This window comes from Desulfomicrobium apsheronum (assembly GCF_900114115.1).
GTDB classification, from domain to species: Bacteria; Desulfobacterota; Desulfovibrionia; order Desulfovibrionales; family Desulfomicrobiaceae; genus Desulfomicrobium; species Desulfomicrobium apsheronum.
The window spans coordinates 258,713-276,860 of record NZ_FORX01000003.1 but is presented as its reverse complement, the minus strand read 5'-3'; the positions used below and the strand labels follow the sequence as shown (position 1 = coordinate 276,860).

Here is an 18,148-nt window from a genome sequence, read left to right as displayed (position 1 = left end):
CCCAATCAACACCAGCGGGGACATGCACATGCGTACAAAGATAGTGGCCACTCTGGGCCCGGCTTCCATGGATCAGAACGTCATGAAGGAAATGGTCCTGCTTGGCGTGCGGGTCTTCCGTCTCAATTTTTCCCATGCCGACGCGGAGTATTTCGGGCCGGTCATTCAGAAGATCAGGCAGGTCGAGAAGGAGACCGGCATCCCGCTCACGGTCATGGGTGACCTGTGCGGCCCCAAGATCCGCATCGGCGAAGTCAAGGGCTCGCCCCTGCAGATCCGCAAAGGGGCCTATGTATGCCTTGGCGGGCCGTCCATGGCGGCGACGACCGAAAGCGACATCTTCATAAGCCTCGACGTGCCGGAGCTTCTGGAGGGCCTGGAGGCGGACATGCCCGTGTCCCTGTCCGACGGCATGCTGCAGTTCAAGGTCGTGAAGGTCATCGAGCGTGACCGGCTGGTCCTGATGGAGGCCCTGAACGGCGGCATCCTGACCTCCAACAAGGGCATCGCCTTTCCGGGCAAGACGCTCAAAGTGGCGGCCATGACCGACAAGGATCGTCGCGATCTGCACCAGGGACTCGATATCGGCATTGACGCCGTGGCCCTGTCCTTCGTGCAGAGCAAGGAGGACATCGAGGATATCAAGGCCGAGATCGCGCGGCACGGGACCTGGATTCCCGTGGTGGCCAAGGTCGAGCGCAAGAATGCCGTGGACAAGCTCGACTCCATCCTGGAAGTGGCCGACGCCATCATGGTCGCCCGCGGCGACCTGGGCCTTGAATGCAGCCCGGCCGAGTTGCCCATCATCCAGAAAAAGATTTTGCGTGCCTGCCGTCATGCCCAGAAGCCGGCCATCGTCGCGACCCAGATGCTCTTGTCCATGGTCAAGAATCCCATCCCCACGCGTGCGGAATCAACGGACGTCTCCAACGCCATGATCGACGGCGCGGACTGCGTCATGCTCTCCGAAGAGACGGCCATCGGCAGCTATCCCGTCGATGCCGTGCGTTTCATCAACGAGATTGCGCAGTATTCCGAGCCGTACTACCTGGAGCGTCTTGGCGGCCCTTACATGCCCAAGGCCGAAAAGAATCCGCCCAAGTTCCTGGCCTACTCCGCCTGTCTCATGGCCGACAACGCCGACAGCGTGGCCCTGGTCTGTCACTCGACCACGGGGGCCACGGCCCGGTACATCAGCTCCCGTCGTCCGGCCCAGCCCATCTACGCCATGACCACGGACGCGCGCATCATGCGCTGGATGAACTTCTTCTGGGCCATCACCCCGGTGGCGAGCCCGCTTGAGCCCCGCAGTCATCAGAAGAGGGCGGAAAAGTTCGTGCAGGAGTACGCGGGTTTCAGGCCCGGCGAAAACGTGATCATCGCCAGCGGCCAGGCCACCCCGGGTATGGGTACGGTCATGACCAATGAAATCAAGGTGTATTACAAATAGAGGAAGGAAGAAGCCTCCGGCGGGCAGGGGACTTGTCCCCTGCACCCCTTGCAGGGGGGGGCATTGTGTGGATGCAATAAAAAACGGGCGACCCAAATTGGGCCGCCCGTTTTTTTATTGAAGTAAGTTGAATGGGGTGCAGGGGACGAGTCCCCTGCCCGCCGGAGGCATGCCTTTAAAAATCCAGCGTCTTTTTCCAGGCTGCGGCCAGGTCTTCTACCGAAGCGTTGGCCAGGATTGCGCTTCCTGCGCGCAGGGTCAGCTTTTCGTCGGACGTGGTCCGGCCGATGGCGGCCATGAAGTCTTGGGCGAAGAGGGCTTGGAAGGCGTCGCGCCTGTCATCCGGCACCGTGACAACGAAGCGGCTGGCCGATTCGCTGTAGAGGCGCTGTTCGGGCAGCGGGCAATCAAGGGCCGGGATCTTGTCCACGTCGATGTCCGCGCCGATCCGTCCGGCCAGGGCCATTTCAGCCACGGCCACGGCCAGTCCGCCGTCGGAGACGTCATGGGCCGCGCTTAAAAGGCCGGTGGTGATGGCTTCGTGCATACGCTCGTAGCGGATGCGCGCGGAAACCGCGTCGACCTGCGGGACCGCTCCGCACAAGCCCAGGGCGTCGGCATATTCCGAGCCTCCCATCTCGTTTTTGGTCAAACCAAGGACGTAGACGTTTTCGTTCGGACGCTTGAAGTCGGAGGTCATGGTCTTGTTGCAGTCGTTTATCACGCCCATGACCGAGAAGAGGACCGTGGGCGGGATGGAGATCTTGGTGCCACCGCCGGTGTAGTCGTTCTTCATGGAGTCCTTGCCGGAAATGCAGGGCACTCCGTAGGCGAGGCAGTAGTGGGCCAGGGCCTGATTGGCGCGGACCAGCTGGGCCAGTTTGTATTCGCCGTCCGGGGTCTTTTCGGACTGGACCGGGTCGCACCAGCAGAAGTTGTCCACGCCGGCCATGTGGCGGATGTCGCCGCCGGTGGCAACGGCGTTGCGTACTCCTTCGTCGATGGCGCCCGCCATCATCCAGTAGGTATCAAGGTCGCTGAGCTTCGGACAGATGCCGTTGGCCACGACCAGTGCCTTGTCGCTGCCCAGCTGGGGGCGGATTACGGCGGCGTCGGCCGGACCGTCGTTCCGGGCTCCGATGAGGGGCTTGATCACGCTTCCGCCCTGAACCTCGTGGTCGTACTGGCGGATGACATACTCGCGGGAGCAGATGTTCAGGCGGCCGAGCATGGCTTGCAGAAAGTCCTGATGGTCCGTCACCTTGGGATGCGGCGTTTCGCAGCCACAGCAGACCTGCGGTTGCCGCCAGGCGGCGCGGAGCTTCATCTGCGGACAGCCGTCATGCAGGAATTGCATGTCGAGGTCGGTCACGATTTTGTCGTTGTAGCGCACATGCAGGTAGCCCGAGTCCGTGAAGCAGCCCAGATCCGAGGCCTCGACGTTCATTTCCTCCGCCAAATCCATGAAGGCCTGCAATTTGGAAGGGGGCACGGCCAAGGTCATGCGCTCCTGGGCTTCGGAGACCAGGATTTCCCAGGGGCGCAGGCCGTCATACTTGAGCGGGGCCTTGGCCAGGTCCATGTCGCAGCCGCCGCAGTCCTGGGCCATTTCGCCGACCGAGGAACTCAGTCCTCCGGCGCCGTTGTCGGTGATGGCGTTGTAGAGGCCCAGATCGCGGGCACGCATCAAAAAGTCGTACATGCGGCGCTGGGTGATGGGGTCGCCGATCTGGACGGCCGTGGCCGGAGAGCCCTCGTGCAGCTCTTCGGACGAGAAGGTCGCGCCGTGGATGCCGTCCTTGCCGATGCGGCCGCCGGTCATGATGATGCGATCGCCGGGCCGGGCTTTCTTTTCGTAGCTGGGATGCCCGGCCACGGTGGCGGGCATGGTGCCGACGGTGCCACAGAATACCAGCGGCTTGCCCAGAAAGCGTTCGTGAAAGACGATGGCTCCATTGACCGTGGGAATGCCGGACTTGTTGCCGCCATGTTCAACGCCTTCGCGCACGCCCTCGAAAACGCGGCGCGGGTGCAGCAGGCGGGGCGGCAGTTCGTCGTCATGAAAGGGCGAGGCAAAGCAGAACACGTTGGTGTTGCACAGCAGGTTCGCGCCCATGCCGGTGCCCATGGGGTCGCGGTTTACGCCGACTATGCCGGTCAGGGCTCCGCCGTATGGGTCCAGGGCCGAGGGGCTGTTGTGGGTTTCGACCTTGATGCAGACGTTTATGTCTTCGCTGAAGCGGATCACGCCGGCGTTGTCCTTGAACACGGACAGGCAGAAGTCGTCCTTGCCCATGCGCTCCCGCATCTGTTTGGTGCTGCCCTGGATGTAGGTCTTGTAGAGACTGTTGATTTCGGCCGTGGTGCCGTTTTCAAGGTTCTCGTAGCTGATGCGGGAACTGAAGATCTTGTGCTTGCAGTGCTCGGACCAGGTCTGCGCTAGGCATTCGAGCTCCGCGTCCGTGGGCGCGGCGGGCAGCCCTTTGGCCTTGCGGTGGGCGACGACCTCGGGGCTTGCATAGTAGTCGCGGATGCAACGCATTTCTTCCAGGTTCAGAGCCAGGATGTTTTCGCGGCTGAGCTGCATGAGTGCGGCGTCATCCATGCTGTTCAAATCCACGATATCGACGGTGCTGGAGGCTTCGCCCGTTACCGCCGCCGTGCGGGCCGGAAAACCGGGGCTTGCGGTCCAGTCGTCCTTGCCCGCGATCTGGAAACGCTGGATCAGCTCGTTGGCCAGAAGGTCCTTGGCGATGTGCTCCACCTGGGCCCGGCTCAGGTCGCCGCTGATCAGATACTGGGTGGATGTGTAGACCGCAATGTCCGCGTTACGTTCCCCGAGCACTGTGCGCAGGGTTTCGCGGGCGGTGCGCCCCTCGTTGTCGGTCACGCCGGGGCGGAAGCCGACCTCGATGATCCAGTCGAAATCCGTGGCCGCCGGAGCGGTCTGGGCCGTATGCAGGACCGGGTCATGCAGGGCCCCGGCCTCGATGGCCTGGTTCACCTGGGCCTGGCTCAGTCCGTCGACGGTGAAGATCCGGATGATCCGGACCTGATCCACGGTCAGACCGAGCTCGTTTTTGATCTTGTGGGCGGTCTTGTTGCCCTGGGTATCGGTAACTGCCTTGCGCAGAGCCACTTCGACTCGGATCGGCATGTTGTTCTCCTAAGGTGGCGCTTATGGTTCAGAGGTACTGGTTGGCTGCAGGTGCACGATGGTGTTTCCGCCCTGAGCCTTGGCTTGATAATTGGCTTTGTCGCAGCGTTCAAGCAGGGATTGCGAGGTATCCTCGGGTTCGAGCATGCTCATGCCAATGCTCAATGTGACCTGGTTTTGATGTAATATACTGAATTCTCTTTGAATTCTTTCAGCGATCGTCAGCAGGTTGTCGACGGTGGAGTTGCTGGAGATGACGACGAATTCGTCTCCTCCGAAGCGGCAGGGAAAGTCCAGCCCTTTGCGCAGAATGCGGCGCAGGAGCTGCCCCAGCTCTTTTAAGGCCTTGTCGCCCCCGTGGTGCCCATGGGTGTCGTTGAAGAGCTTGAACTTGTCGATGTCGAAAAAGATCAGTCCGAGCGGGGTCTCGGTGCGTTTGGCGCGGGACATTTCCCTGTCGAGAAGCGGCTGGAGGTGATGCCGGTTGAAAACCTGGGTCAAGGAATCGAAAAGAGCCTGTTCCCGGATCTTGCGTTCCAATCTGCGAATGGCCGAAATGTTGCGGCCGACTATCAGCCCGTAGTCGGTTCCGAACGAAAAGCGTGAAAAGACGAGCTCAAGCTGCAAGTGTTCGTCGTCAAGGACAATCTGCACTTCCACCGCCGCCTGACTCTGTTCCAGAAATTCCATGTCCCATGCTTCTTCCTGCGCATTCATGGGACGGGTCAGCTGGAAGAGGTTGCGGCCGGTCAGGAACGTGCCGTGGCGCCCGGAGGCAAAGGTGATGTTTCCGACTTTGTCCGTGGTCAGGACCAGGTCCTGCATGGATCCGAGCAGGGTGTTCAGGAAGTCCCGCTGGTGCAGCGCCTCGAATTCGAGCACCCGGATTTCCGTCAGATCCTGGACCATGGCCAGAATGTTCGTTTGCGAGCCGTGGCTGATTTTGTAACCGGCCAGGGAGAAGGATGAGGTCGCGGGCTCGTTGCCTGGGCCCAGCGGGCAATGGATGGAGCAATGCCCGCTTTGGGACGGCTCGCTCAGGAAATTGCGCCACCCTTGCAGGGCCTGCATGCCCTGTTGCGTATCCTTGTCCTGGGTCAGGCGGTCTTCGAGCTGTTCCGCGTCGCCAAGAAATTTGGTGAAGGTGGGGTTGGCCCGCAAGATGCGTCCCTGCGTGTTGAGCAACGCCACCCCGGTGGGAAGAATGTCGAGCAGTTGGGCCTTGATCTCAAGCAGCCCCACGGTGCGCGACTGATGCAGAATGCCGCGAGCGAGGAGGCGCGTGTAGAGCGTGGCCTCGGCCTTGGTCCGGCAAGATTCGTTGGCGCCATTCAGGCGGAGTTCTCCGACCAGCTGTCCCTCGGCTTCCAGTGGGAAATCTGCGTCCGAAAAAATTCTGAGCTTTTCGAGGGCTGGGGCGATGTCAGGTCCGTGCACCCCGGCATCGTTCAGGACAAATCGTTCCCAGTGCCTGTTGGCGGGAGCGTGCAGGATGATCTCGGCTTTGCGGCAGCCCCAGTTCCAGCGCAGATGTCTGCCGACGCAGGCAGCAATGGCCGCGTTGCCGCCGGTCAGGCCCTCGACTTCCTTGGCCTGATGATGAAAATCCTGAATGGATTGCAGGGAGTGGGCGTATAGTCTGTCTTCCGGATCCAGGTCCTTGACGTTCATGGCTGCGGACAGTTCCGAAAAAAGAGTCGCACACTGCCGGCGCAGGCCGTCCATGCCCTCCGGTGGCAGGGCGCCGGCCTTGGCCAGGAGAAAGCTGAGTTGGTTCAAGCTGTCCGGGGCTGGATCGGTGCGAAATTCCGCCTCCGCCCATCTGGTTCCGAGGATGACCGCCTGGGTCAGGGGCGGGTAGTCGAAGACATGTTCCAGGTCGTGGTGTGCGGTGATGGCCGCGATCATGGGCTCGGGAAAATTCCACTGCGTGAGCAGTTCGGCGGTGAGGGCTGAGTGATCCTCTGGAAGATGGTCCTGCCAGGACATGAAGGTCGGGCCGGTGTTGACGAAATCCGGCCGCACGAGATGCGGCAGGAGATGTTCGGGAAAATTGGCGGCGTAGAGAAGCAGGGAAAGATCCTTGACCAGGGCGCAGATGTAGGCGGTTTCCGCTTCTTCCGGTGCCAGGCGCTGGGCGATGAGCTGCGCGCCGAGTGCCGCCCAGATGATGATGCGCCAATTGGCGAAGGTGTCGAATCCGTTTTTTTTCAGAACCGAGTTCAGGTTTTTCTGCAGGGACAAGGATAGGGCGATGCGCAGGATCTCGTTGTCTCCGAGGATGATCGCGGCACGCTGCAAGTCGGAAATCTTGCTGGTCTGTCCGTAGTAGGGCGAGTTGACAAGAGAGAGGATGGCCGTGGCCAAGGCCGGATCAAGCCGCAGTATGGAGGCGATGACACCGAAGTTCGGCTCGGATTTGACCGCCTCCTGGAGGAGTTGGGCCGTGGCCGGCGAAAAGGTCGCTTTCAGGCTTGCACGCAACGAGGTCGCGAGGTTGCGAGGGGGAAGGCGATCCTGGTTTGGCATGCTTATTTATCTCTTGTCAGGACGAATTCGATCATGGCTCCGAGCAGCTTTTTCTCCAGGCATTCGGGTAGCACGGCAAGAGCCTGGCTGGCTAGTGTCAAATAGGATTTGGCTTCGTCCCGGGTCTTTTCGGCGAAGCCCTGGTCCACGACAGCGGCGATGATCTGATCTTGCCTGACCGCGTGCAAGTTCACGTCCGTGAGTTCCCGGGTGATGATCGCGCGCTGGTCCGTGGGCAGGGATTCAAGATATAAAAGCAGGGGCAAGGTGAACTTGCCTTCGCGCAGGTCTCCGCCGAGCGGCTTGCCCGAGGTGTCGGCCCGTGACGTGTAGTCCAGGGCGTCGTCCACCAGCTGGAAGGCGATGCCAAGATTCAGGCCGAAGGTCCTGGCGCCCGTGCGCGCGCGTTCGGAGCCTCCCGCCGCGATGACGCCGAATTCGCAGGCCGACTGGATCAGGTAGGCCGTCTTGCCGGTGATGATTTCGATGTATTCGGCCCGGGTGATGTGTGCCTTGCGGATGGCGGCGATCTCCATGATTTCGCCAGTGGCCGTCTGCATAATGGCCTTGGAGATACATGAGGTCAGGGCCGGATTGTCCGTGCGGGCCACGATTTCGTTGGCCAGCGCCAGGAGCACGTCTCCGGCCAGCACCGTGGGCGTGATGCCGAAAAGGGTGTGGGCGGCGGGCTTGCCTCTGCGCAGTTCCGCGTTGTCCAGGATGTCATCGTGCATGAGGGTGGCCGAATGCAGAAATTCCAGGGAGCTGGCCAGGGTCTGCAAATTGTCTCCCCGGAAATCCAGGGCGCGGGCAAAGAGAAGCGTAAGCATGGGGCGCAGGCGCTTTCCTCCGGCCTCCATGACATGCGCGGCCACGGGTCTGACCAGTTCGGGCAGGGCGTCGATCTCTCGCGCGATGGCGGCATTGATGGCCGGCAGCTCTTTGAGGAAGGTTGCTTTGAGTTGGGCGAAGGCTTCGTTCATGAAAGATCCCGCAATGTTTGCAGCGTGTTGAGAGCGGCCTGGCCGTCTGGGCCCATGTCCAGGCTGTATTCGTTGACGTAGGCGGTAATATGTTGCTCCAGCGTGACCGCGTCAAGCTCTCTGGCCAGGGATGCGATAAATGGCATGACGGAATCCTGCCGTGCCCTGGCGTGAAGGATGCTCGCGCGGATGCTGTCCGCGATATGTGCGTGGAGGTCCGCGCCGAGTTCGTTTTTGGCCACGATGCAGCCTAGGGGAAAGGGCAGGGCGTTTGTGTGCTCGCGCCACCAATGTCCAAGGTCGAGGTGCAGGGCAAGATCGTAGCGGTCATGGACCAGCGCGGTTTCGTGGATGAGCAGCCCTGCGTCCACATCTCCGGCGCGCACGGCGTCGACGATGGCGTGGAAGATCATGGGCACCGGGACAAACTTTCCGCCAAGGGCCGCGCGCAGCACGCAGGCCGCCGTGGTGTCGAGACCGGGTACGGCTATTCTGTGCGGAGTGCCCGAAAAATCCTTGCGGGTCACGAGCTTGGGCCCATGTTCGAGGCCGAAAGCCCCGCCGCAGGGCAGGGTTGTGTACGTGTCCCCAAGACGCAGGGCCGTGGCCGCGCTGACCTTGATCACGTCCCAGGCGCCGGTGAAAGCTCCCTGGTTGAGCTCCTGCACGTCATGCCAGAAAAACCGGCAGTCGCGTCCGGCCGGGGATGCCGTGAGGCCGAGCACCCAGGCTCCAAAGATGAAGCTGTCGTTGGGACAGGGGGAAATGGCGATGCTTAAGGGAATCATGCCGAGTCTCCGGTGAGAACGGGAAGAATGTTTTGCAGGGCATTCAGCGCCAGCTTGAAATTCCAAAGGCGCTTGTCGCGGGCGCCGACAGGGTTGGACACGGTGCGGATCTCCAGAAACGCGATTCCCCGCCGCCGTGCCGCCAGCGCGAGGCTGAATCCTTCCATGTTTTCCGTGAGCCCACCATGAAGGTCGCGGAGCGATTGCGCCCGCTGCGGGTCCCCGCTCACTCCGGCCACGGTCAGGCTCGGGCCGATGACCCACTCGGAATGCAGGGTCATGCCCATGGCTGCTGCCTGAGTGACCGGATCAAGATCAAGCCGGTTGGCAGGATCAAGGGGCAGGTCGGCGAACATCCGATGCCCGAAGACTTCCTCCTCTGCCGGTGAGGAATGACGTACTCCGTACTCCGGCCAGATTTCGGCGTCGGCAATACAGGTCGAGCCCAGGGACGCGCGGGCCATGTCGAAACTGCCGCAAATGCCCAGATTCAGCACGCCGGTCACCTCGGGATGGCGCTCAAGCAGGGCCCCCACGCTGAGGGCAGCGGCCACCGGTCCGATCCCCACCGGGCAGGGCAGAAAGTCGCGGCCCCGGATGTGCACAGGCTCGAAAGTATCCGCCGGAGAAATTGTCGGCAGGTTCAGCGCGCTCCGGCATTCCAGCAGGGTTGCGCAGGCCAGGAGAATCATGGGTGGAGCCTTGTTTTAGAGACGCCAGTATTTGAATTCGCGCGACAGGGCGTCCCGGTCCAGAAATCCCTTGACGTCGATGACGATTCCGCAGGCCGGATTCTTGAACATGGCCCCGATGCGGGCCGCGTCAAGCTGTGCGAACTCGGCGTGGGAGACCGCCAGGATGAGGGCGTCAAGCTGTCGCAGTTCCGGCAAGGGCAGAAGATCCACCCCGTATTCCTCGCTGGCTTCCCGCGTGTCGGCCAGGGGGTCGTGCACCAGGACATCGACGTGATAGTCGGAAAGTTCGTGGATGATGTCCTCCACCCGGCTGTTGCGCAAATCCGGCACATTTTCCTTGAAGGTCAGGCCCAGAAGGCCAACGCGTGCGCCCTTGATCAGGCATCCGGCATCGATCATGGCCTTTATGGTCTTCTCGGCGATGAACTTGCCCATGCCGTCGTTGATGCGCCTGCCCGCAAGAATGACCTGCGGGTGGAAGCCGATGGATTCGGCTTTGAAGGTCAGGTAGTAGGGGTCCACTCCGATGCAGTGTCCGCCGACCAAACCGGGCCGGAAGGGCAGGAAGTTCCATTTGGTGCCTGCAGCCTCAAGCACCTCGTTGGTGTCGATGCTCATGCGGTCGAAAATCAGGGCCAGTTCGTTCATGAGGGCTATGTTCAGATCGCGCTGGGTGTTTTCGATGACCTTGGCGGCTTCCGCGACTTTGATGCTCGAAGCGCGGTGTACGCCGGCCTTGACGATGGACGCGTAAAAACGATCCAGAAGCTCCGCCGTGGGCTTATCCTGGCCAGCGACCACCTTGACGATGCTCTCCAGGGTGTGGACCTTGTCGCCGGGATTGATGCGCTCCGGAGAATAGCCCACGGTGAAATCCTTGCCGCAGGTCAGGCCGGATTTTTCTTCCAGTAGAGGTACGCAGATTTCTTCCGTCAGTCCGGGATAGACCGTCGATTCATAGACGACGATGCAGCCCTTGCGCATGTGCGCGCCCACTGTGGCGGTGGCTCCGACCACGGGCCGCAGGTCCGGCTTGCGGTTGCCGTCTATGGGCGTGGGCACGGCCACCACGATGACTCCGGCCCCTGCGAGCCGCGCGGGATCGTCGGTGTATTCAACCCGGGCGCAGGCCAGCCTTTCAGGCTCTACTTCCCGTGTGGAATCCTGGCCGCCTTGCAGTTCTTCGATGCGAGAGCGGGAAATATCAAAACCGATGACCTTGAAGTGGTCGCCAAGGGCCACGGCCAGGGGCAGGCCGACATAGCCCAGTCCCACCACGGCAACTTCCGATGCGCCGGATGCGATGTCTTCGAAAGTGATCATGGGAGTTCCTCGTTACAGCATGTCCCAACGGGTTGAGGGGTGATGGCAAAGCGCGGCCGGGAGGGCATCAGGACGGTTTTTGGGCCACGTGGATATAGACGATTCCCGAGCTCAAGGCCTGATAGCCGACCTGGTCGAAACCGGCGTCCCGGAGCTCTTTGGCCAGAGCCGAGGCGTTGGGAAAGGCCAGGATCGTGTCCGCCAGGTATTGGTAGGCTTCGGGATTCTTGGAAAAAAAGCGTCCAATGCGGGGCAGGACCTTGCCGAGATAGAAATTGTAGGCTCCCTGCCAGATCCTGGCCTGTCCCGTGCCGAATTCAAGAATGCACAGCCGTCCTCCGGGCGCCAGGACGCGCAGGATCTCGCTGTAGGCCTCGCTTCTGGGCAGGATATTGCGGATGCCGAAGGCGATGGTCACGGTGTCGACACATCCGTCGGGCAAGGGCAGGGCGCGTCCGTCGGCTTGGACCGGAAAAATGGCCGGCTGGCTCACGACCTTTTTCTTGCCGCTGCAGAGCATGGCTCGGGAAAAGTCCATGCTCAGGATCCTTAGCGTGGGATGACGGCGCAGAATTTCCCTGCTCACGTCCAGGGTTCCGGCCGCAAGGTCGAGCACCGCGCCCGTGGAACCGGTCCGCAGCGTGCGCACCAGACGATAGCGCCAGTAGATGTCTTGGCCCAGGCTCAGGAAATGATTGAGAAAGTCGTACCAGGTCGCGATGTTGTCGAAAAGGCTGGAGACCCGCTTTCCGTGCTCATTCGGGTTCAACGGCGCTGTCCTTCTCGATGTCCGGAATCTGACCGGTCTTGGTCACCGTGCGGTAGACGTCGTCGTAGATGGGTTCGAAGTATTCGGAAAAATTGGAAGGGGAGATACGTCCGACTTCAATGAACTTGACGACGATTTCCTTGGCGACCTGCAGGGCTTGTTTTTGGATCTGATCCATGAGTGTCTCGCTGGGTTGAAATGCAACAAAAAAACCGCCCGGGGGGAATGGTATCGACCTGCTTTGGGGGAAAACCGGGCGGTAAAAAAAGAAAGAAAAACCCTGAAGCCATCCCTTCGTTTTTTTCCTAGCTAGCACAGCCCAAAGTGGGAGTCGAGAGCCTCCCGGAGCCTTGACCCCGGGGGCGGCTCAGTCTTCCATCTCCTGGAGCAGGGCCTGAATTTCCTCGCGGATGATTTTGGCCGCGGCGGCGGGCATCTGCTGCTGAACATATTCCTGAAGTCCGCTTCTGATGGCATCCAGATCCGGGGTTGCGGCGGCCTTGGCGGCCAGGGCGTCGAGCTCCGCGCGCAGGCGATTTGCTTCGTCGCCAAGGGCGGCCATGGCGGCATCCTTGTCCGACAGGGCTTTTTGCAGGGCGCTCAAGGTTTCTTCCTGTCCGCGCACCAAAGCTCGCAGGTCCTCAAGTTCGGCTTCCATTTTCTGCATGGCCGACGCGGGCAGGGTCTTGGCCAGTTCGGCATGGATGTCCGGAATGGATTCGACCTGGCTTTGTAAGGCGTTCACTGATTCCTGCAATCCGTCCACATTGGCCGAAGACGCCAGTTCAGCAACCCTGGCCTCGACATGTTCGAGGATTTCCTGGCGCAGGGCTTCGGCCAGGGGCAGATCCTTGGGGGATTGCGGCAGGAGGGCCAGGATTTGTTCGGGCCCGGGTTCTTCCCGGTTCTGGACCAGTGAGCGCAGGTCATCAAGATCGGCCTCGATTTTCTGCATGGCCGAGGCGGGGAGGGTCTTGGCCAGTTCTGCGTGGATGTCCGGAATGGACTCGACCTGGCTTTGCAGGGCATTCACGGATTCCTGCAAGCCATCCACGCTGGCCGAAGACGCCAGTTCCGCCACCGTGGCCTCGACGTGCGCGAGGATTTCCCGGCGCAGGGCTTCGGCCAGGGGCAGGTCCTTGGGGGACTGCGGCAGGAAGGCCAGAAATTCTTCAGGACTCGGTGCGGGGGCGGCTTCGGGCCGGGATTCGAGGGCGTCGAGCCGGGCGCTGAGGATTTCGAGCTCGGCACTTGAGACCGTCGGTTCATCGGCAAGCCGCGTCTGCGCGGCTTCAGGAGCCGCCTCGGCCGGAGAGGCCGCTGATGGAGCCTGCTCTTTTGCCGGTTCAAGAGGCGCGGGCTCGTCCAGTTCGGCGAGTTCGCCCTCGTCCCCGAGAGGGGCATCAAGCTGGATCACGGGAGCCTCCGCAGGTTCTTCGGGGGCGAGGGGTTCGGGCTTGTTCGTTGATTCCAGGAGCACGGTTTCCGGGATGTCCGTGAGCAGGTCGTCGGTCAAGTCCTGGATGCTGGCGGTTTTTTCATCGCTCTTCATGCCCGGGATTTCGAGCTCGAGATCGATGGAGTCGGAGGGATAAAAAGTCTCGTCGCCTTTCTGCTTCGGTTCCGGCATGTCCCCGTCGAGAATGATGTCGAGCGCGGTATCCTCGGTGTCATTTTCTCCGATGCCGAGGGAATCGAAAAGATCGTCCAGATCCGAGATGTCCATGCCGGGTTCGGGCGCCTGAGCTTTGGTCGGGGCTGCGGGAACCTGGGGCCGGGACGGGGCGGGAGCCGGTTCGTCGAAGAGGATATCCAGATCGATTTCATCGCCGGTATCCTTGGCGGGCGCGGACTTGGGTTCGGCGTCGCGAAGCAGGTCGTCAAGTTCCTTGTCCAGGCTTTTGGCGTCAACGGCCTTGTCCATGGCGAAGTCTTCGAACTTTTTATCCAGCGGAATTCCTTCTTCCACGATCTCCGTCAGTTCAATGATATCGTCCGTCGGGTTGGTGCTTGTGGTCATGGCGTGATCCTTTCTTGGCGTTGTGGACATCGGCTTTTCCTATCAAGAAGCCTTGGCAAGGGCAATGCACGGGGCGGGTTATCTGATTTCCGACCGAAAAAAAAGCCCCCGCCACAGGGTCTGTGGCGGGGGCAACCAAAGGCCGGCCTTTGCTTGTGCTGATGTGCGGTCTCTAGCGTGAACGCTAGTTGGTGTGACACTTGCCACAGGCGGTGGGGCCGGTGGGCTTCTTGTCTTTTTTCAGAGCCTTGTGACAATCGATGCACTGGGCGTGGAACGCGTTTTCCACCAGCTTGATGTCCTTGGCATTGTCCTTGTCGCGGAACTCCAGGGAGTCGTGGCAGCCGGAAGTGGTGCACTTCTTGACCGCGCCGCCGTCGGCTTCCAGGGTGTGATGGCACTGAGCGCATTCAACCGTGGCGTGTTTGGAATGGGGGAAGGGTACAGTTTTCTGCAGAGTCCCGGGTTTGTCACCCTTGGGTTTTGCCTTCATTCCCTCGGGGGCGCTGATGACGTAGTCGTCTCCGGGAGCGTCGGCAGCGCTGACGCTCATGACGGCGCCCATGCACAGGAAAGCCGCGCAGATCAGGCTGATCAACAATTTCTTTTTCATCCTCTTTCTACCTCCAGAAAGAAAAGTTACAAAAAGCACAAGCAGGGACGTATATATCGACGGTCTTGGTCTTCAGTCAAGGACGCCCGGGAAAAGGGTTTTTGATTTTTCTAGAACTCAACCTTCCGGGCCGCCTCCAGGGTGCGTTCAAAGTCCTGCTCGGAGTGGGCGAACGATGTGAAGGCGCACTCGAATCCTGAAGGTGCAAGATAAATGCCCTGCGCCCGCATCTGCTGGTAAAAAGACACGAAAGCCTTGCTGTCGGCCGTCTGCGCCGAGGGAAAGTCGACGACCGGAGTCTTGGTGAAGAAGAGTGTGAAAATGGAGGCGATGTGGTTTCGGGTCACGGGCACGCCCTTGCCGCGCAAAATGTTCTCAAGTTCCCCGGAGAACGCATCGGTGCGGGCGGCGAGGGCGGAGTAATCCTGCCGGGCCAGCGCCTTCAGGGTCGCAAGGCCCGCGGCCATGGCCAGGGGATTTCCCGAGAGCGTTCCGGCCTGATAGACGTTGCCGCTGGGCGCGATGTGGCTCATGATCTCACGTTTTCCGCCATAGGCGCCAACCGGCAGGCCGCCGCCGATGATCTTGCCCAGGCACGTCAGGTCCGGGTCGATGCCGAAGGCCGCCTGGGCTCCGCCGAAGCTGACCCGAAAGCCGGTGATGACTTCATCGAAAATGAGCAATGCCCCATGCTTGCGGGTCAACTCGCGCAGCCCTTCCAGGAATCCGGGCTTCGGCAGGACCAGGCCCATGTTGCCGGCCACCGGTTCGACGATGACGGCCGCGATGTCGTCTCCCTGCCGTTCAAACAGGGTCCGCACGGCGTCCAGATCATTATAGTGGGCCAGCAGCGTGTGCTTGACCACGTCGGCGGGCACGCCGGGGGTGCCGGGAATCGACTGGGTGGCGACGCCTGAACCGGCGCTGGCCAGAAATGCGTCGGCATGGCCATGATAGCCGCCGTGAAATTTTATCACACCGTTTTTGCCCGTGTAGCCTCTGGCCAGGCGCAGGGCGCTCATGGTCGCCTCGGTCCCGGAACTGACCATGCGCACCATGTCGATGCCGGGGACCGCGTCTACCACGGCCTGGGCCAGCTCGACCTCAAGCCTGCAGGGCGCGCCGAAACTTGTGCCCCTGGTGGCCGTCTCGGCGATGGCCGCCGCCACTTCAGGGTGGTTGTGGCCGAGCAGCATGGGCCCCCAGGACATGACGTAATCGATGAATTCGACACCGTCTTCGGTCGTGAGCTTGCTGCCGCCAGCCGAGGCGACGAAGAGCGGATCGCAGTGCACGCTCTTGCAGGCCCGCACGGGGCTGTTGACGCCGCCCGGGATGAGGGTTCCAGCCTTCTGGAAAAGTTCCTGTGATATGGTCATGTCATCCCTCCGTGAATGCGCTAGAAATATTCCATTGATGTCTTTTTCAGCTCTTTTATGCTGAAAAGCATTTCGTACTGGGTAACCCCTGTCTGCTCCATGAGCGCCTGCACGACCTGCATGCAGTCGTCGCGGCTTTTGCCGTGGATCATCGTGTACATGTCGTAGGGCCAGTCCATGCAGTTCGGACGCAGGTAGCAGTGCGAAATTTCTGGTCGCGTGGCCATGATGCGGCCGACCTCGTCGGGATCGAACCCTTCCTCGATGTACCAGGCTACCATGGCGTTGAATCCGTAGCCCGCCTGCTGATGGCGCAGCGTTGCACCGAAGCGGCGAATCTGGCCGCCTTTTTTGAGTTTCTTGAGCAGCGCGAGGACTTCCTCTTCGGTGCTGCCGGTCTGACGGGCAATGTCCGCGTAGGGCGTGGCGCTGTCGGGCAGGGTATCCTGGACGATGCGCAGTATGTCGTGTTCGCTTTGGGTAAAATCCACTTTTTCTCCTGAGGGAGCCCGAAACTCCGGGTTTGTTTCGCGTCGGTCCTTACCTGTTTCGCCATATGCTGGCAATAGCGCCCTTTACAGAACGCGGAGCATCTTCGATAGTGGACGGGCTTGCCCAAAGATTTGCATGGAGGTTTTTTCGTGAAGATTTCAATACTTGGAGCCGGGAGCTGGGGTACGGCCCTGGCCAATGTGCTGGCCTGCAAGGGCGAGGAAGCCTGGCTTTGGGCCCGGCGGCCGGAGATCGCCGAGGACGTGAACGAGCGCTCCGCCAACAGCCGTTACCTGCCTGGTCTGCCACTTAGCCCGAGCTTGCGGGCGGATACGGATCTGGGCCGGGTGCTGGCCGGGGCCGCCTGCGTCGTGCTTGCCGTACCGTGCCAGAATCTGGCCCTTTTTCTGCGCGAACATCGCGACCTTTTTCCGGCGCGGATCGGGATCGTGTGCGCGAGCAAGGGCGTCGAGCTGGGCACGTTCCGGACCATGGGGCAGGTGGTGCGCGACGAGCTGTCCGGCCTTGAGCCTCGCTACGCCGTGCTTTCGGGGCCGTCCTTTGCCTCGGAGGTGGTGGCGAACATGCCCACGGCCGTAGCTCTGAGCTGCGCCGATGCGGCGCTGGCCGATCTGGTGCAGGGGCTTTTTTCCACGGAGAGCTTTCGCGTCTACGTCAACAATGACGTCACGGGTGTGGAACTGGGCGGGGCGGTCAAGAACATCATGGCCATAGCCTCGGGGATTTCCGATGGCCTGGGGTTTGGAGAGAACGCCCGCGCGGCGCTGATCACCCGCGGACTGTCCGAGATGTCGCGCCTGGGCGCGGCCATGGGCGCACGTCCGGCCACATTCATGGGCCTGTCCGGCATGGGCGACCTGGTCCTGACCTGTACCGGGGATTTGAGCCGCAACCGGCAGGTGGGACTGGCCATCGGCCGGGGGCAGACCCTGGAGGAAGTCCTGGCGGGAATGCACAATGTGGCCGAAGGGGTGAAAACGACCCAGGCCGTGCACGCGCTGGGGGTGAGGCAGGGCATCGATTTGCCCATCACCGGGCAGGTCCACGCCGTCCTTTTCGAGAACAAGAATCCCGCCGAGGCGGTGCGTGAACTCATGACCCGGCCGCTGCGGGAGGAATGAGTCAGCCTGTGATCCTGACCCAGAGCGTGCGCGTTCTGGGTCCGTCGAATTCCCCCAGAAAGATGCGTTGCCATGTGCCGAGCATGAGCCGCCCTTCGTGCACGATGATCTGCACGGATGATCCGAAGAGCGTCGCCTTGATGTGCGCGTCCGAATTGCCCTCGGCGTGGCGAAAGCCTGCATGTTGCGGGATCATGGTACGCAGGTGGGCCAGGATGTCCCGGCAGACATCGGGGTCGGCCCCTTCGTTTATGGTCAGCCCCGTGGTCGTGTGCGGTGTGTAGACCGTCATGAGCCCTGAAGTTGTCTCCCGGCTTTGCAACAGTTCTTCCAGGCGGGCGGTGATGTCGATCATTGCCTCTCTGGTGCCTGTCGTGATCTGAATGGAGTGCATGGCTAGCCTCGATATTCAAGCGTCAGGGCGTTGCCCTTGGTGTTGTAGCGGGCTGCCTTGGCATAATTGCGGAAAATCTCGTGTCCGCGGCCGCTGACGTCGTCGGCCTGGCTGCGGGCCTGCATGTGCCTGTCCCAGGCAAATCCGGGGCCTTCGTCCATGACTTGCAGATCAAAGCCGTCTGCGCGGGCCAGCAGCCGAAACGTCACCGTCTTGGTGCGATCCAGGTTGTTGCCGTGGATCATGGCGTTGTTGAGCGCCTCGCGCGCCAGGAGCGAGAGGGGGAAGAGATGCTCGCTTGCGTTTCTTGCCTCCAGGAAGATGCGGATCTGGTCCACGCAGCGGTCCACGTTTTCAAGGATGGTGCCCATTTCTAGGGCGAATCCCTGATCAAGGGGCGTCAGTTCAAACATG

Annotated in this window: 16 protein-coding genes; 2 read left to right on the top strand and 14 right to left on the bottom strand. The window is 61.4% G+C overall.

From position 1 onward, the window contains the following. The first annotated feature begins 28 nt into the window (after positions 1-28). Positions 29-1,450 (top strand): pyruvate kinase, encoded by a 1,422-nt coding sequence (gene pyk / locus BMZ40_RS05405; RefSeq protein WP_092373139.1) that lies wholly within the window; start codon positions 29-31, stop codon positions 1,448-1,450. Between the two features lie 175 nt (positions 1,451-1,625). Here the strand turns inward: pyk and BMZ40_RS05400 are convergent, their stop codons facing one another. The 12 genes from BMZ40_RS05400 to ahbB all read right to left on the bottom strand — a co-directional run bounded on the left by BMZ40_RS05400 (position 1,626) and on the right by ahbB (position 16,197). Further along, on the bottom strand, positions 1,626-4,607 hold the full coding sequence (locus tag BMZ40_RS05400; protein WP_092373092.1) for an AIR synthase-related protein: 2,982 nt from the start codon (positions 4,605-4,607) through the stop codon (positions 1,626-1,628). Positions 4,608-4,628: 21 nt separating this feature from the next. Next, positions 4,629-7,136: a sensor domain-containing diguanylate cyclase gene (locus BMZ40_RS05395; protein WP_092373091.1), complete on the bottom strand. Its 2,508-nt coding sequence runs from the start codon at positions 7,134-7,136 to the stop codon at positions 4,629-4,631. Between the two features lie 2 nt (positions 7,137-7,138). Then, on the bottom strand, positions 7,139-8,119 hold the full coding sequence (locus BMZ40_RS05390; RefSeq protein ID WP_092373090.1) for a polyprenyl synthetase family protein: 981 nt from the start codon (positions 8,117-8,119) through the stop codon (positions 7,139-7,141). Further along, positions 8,116-8,907 carry a 1,4-dihydroxy-6-naphtoate synthase gene (locus tag BMZ40_RS05385; RefSeq protein WP_092373089.1) on the bottom strand — a complete coding sequence of 264 codons (792 nt, stop codon included), beginning with the start codon at positions 8,905-8,907 and terminating at the stop codon, positions 8,116-8,118. The genes BMZ40_RS05390 and BMZ40_RS05385 overlap by 4 nt, the downstream gene beginning before the upstream one ends. Beyond that, entirely contained in the window at positions 8,904-9,599 is a 696-nt protein-coding gene (gene mqnB / locus BMZ40_RS05380; RefSeq protein WP_092373088.1) for a futalosine hydrolase, read from the bottom strand. The genes BMZ40_RS05385 and mqnB overlap by 4 nt, the downstream gene beginning before the upstream one ends. A 15-nt stretch (positions 9,600-9,614) precedes the next feature. Then, complete coding sequence (locus tag BMZ40_RS05375) at positions 9,615-10,925, bottom strand: nucleotide sugar dehydrogenase (protein WP_092373087.1); 1,311 nt, start codon at positions 10,923-10,925, stop codon at positions 9,615-9,617. Positions 10,926-10,992: 67 nt separating this feature from the next. Further along, the gene (locus BMZ40_RS05370; RefSeq protein WP_092373086.1) at positions 10,993-11,694 is read right to left on the bottom strand and encodes a ubiquinone/menaquinone biosynthesis methyltransferase; all 702 of its coding nucleotides are present in this window, start codon (positions 11,692-11,694) and stop codon (positions 10,993-10,995) included. Then, positions 11,681-11,872, bottom strand: a complete 192-nt coding sequence (locus BMZ40_RS05365; protein WP_092373085.1) for a hypothetical protein — start codon at positions 11,870-11,872, stop codon at positions 11,681-11,683. Before BMZ40_RS05365 ends, BMZ40_RS05370 begins: the two co-directional genes overlap by 14 nt. 189 nt (positions 11,873-12,061) lie before the next feature. After that, positions 12,062-13,744, bottom strand: a complete 1,683-nt coding sequence (locus tag BMZ40_RS05360; protein WP_092373084.1) for a hypothetical protein — start codon at positions 13,742-13,744, stop codon at positions 12,062-12,064. 154 nt (positions 13,745-13,898) lie between these two features. Continuing rightward, positions 13,899-14,327 carry a cytochrome c3 family protein gene (locus BMZ40_RS05355; protein WP_092373083.1) on the bottom strand — a complete coding sequence of 143 codons (429 nt, stop codon included), beginning with the start codon at positions 14,325-14,327 and terminating at the stop codon, positions 13,899-13,901. Between the two features lie 110 nt (positions 14,328-14,437). Next, entirely contained in the window at positions 14,438-15,706 is a 1,269-nt protein-coding gene (hemL, locus tag BMZ40_RS05350) for a glutamate-1-semialdehyde 2,1-aminomutase (protein WP_092373082.1), read from the bottom strand. 20 nt (positions 15,707-15,726) lie between these two features. Next, entirely contained in the window at positions 15,727-16,197 is a 471-nt protein-coding gene (ahbB, locus tag BMZ40_RS05345) for a siroheme decarboxylase subunit beta (RefSeq protein ID WP_092373081.1), read from the bottom strand. A 150-nt stretch (positions 16,198-16,347) separates the two neighbouring features. On the opposite strand from ahbB, the gene BMZ40_RS05340 reads away from it, so the two are divergent. After that, positions 16,348-17,340, top strand: a complete 993-nt coding sequence (locus BMZ40_RS05340; RefSeq protein ID WP_092373080.1) for an NAD(P)H-dependent glycerol-3-phosphate dehydrogenase — start codon at positions 16,348-16,350, stop codon at positions 17,338-17,340. A gap of 1 nt (position 17,341) precedes the next feature. Here the strand turns inward: BMZ40_RS05340 and BMZ40_RS05335 are convergent, their stop codons facing one another. Both BMZ40_RS05335 and BMZ40_RS05330 read right to left on the bottom strand, forming a co-directional pair. Then, positions 17,342-17,734: a secondary thiamine-phosphate synthase enzyme YjbQ gene (locus BMZ40_RS05335; protein WP_092373079.1), complete on the bottom strand. Its 393-nt coding sequence runs from the start codon at positions 17,732-17,734 to the stop codon at positions 17,342-17,344. A 2-nt stretch (positions 17,735-17,736) separates the two neighbouring features. Continuing rightward, positions 17,737-18,147, bottom strand: a complete 411-nt coding sequence (locus tag BMZ40_RS05330; protein WP_177193029.1) for an ATP-binding protein — start codon at positions 18,145-18,147, stop codon at positions 17,737-17,739. Position 18,148 lies beyond the last annotated feature (1 nt).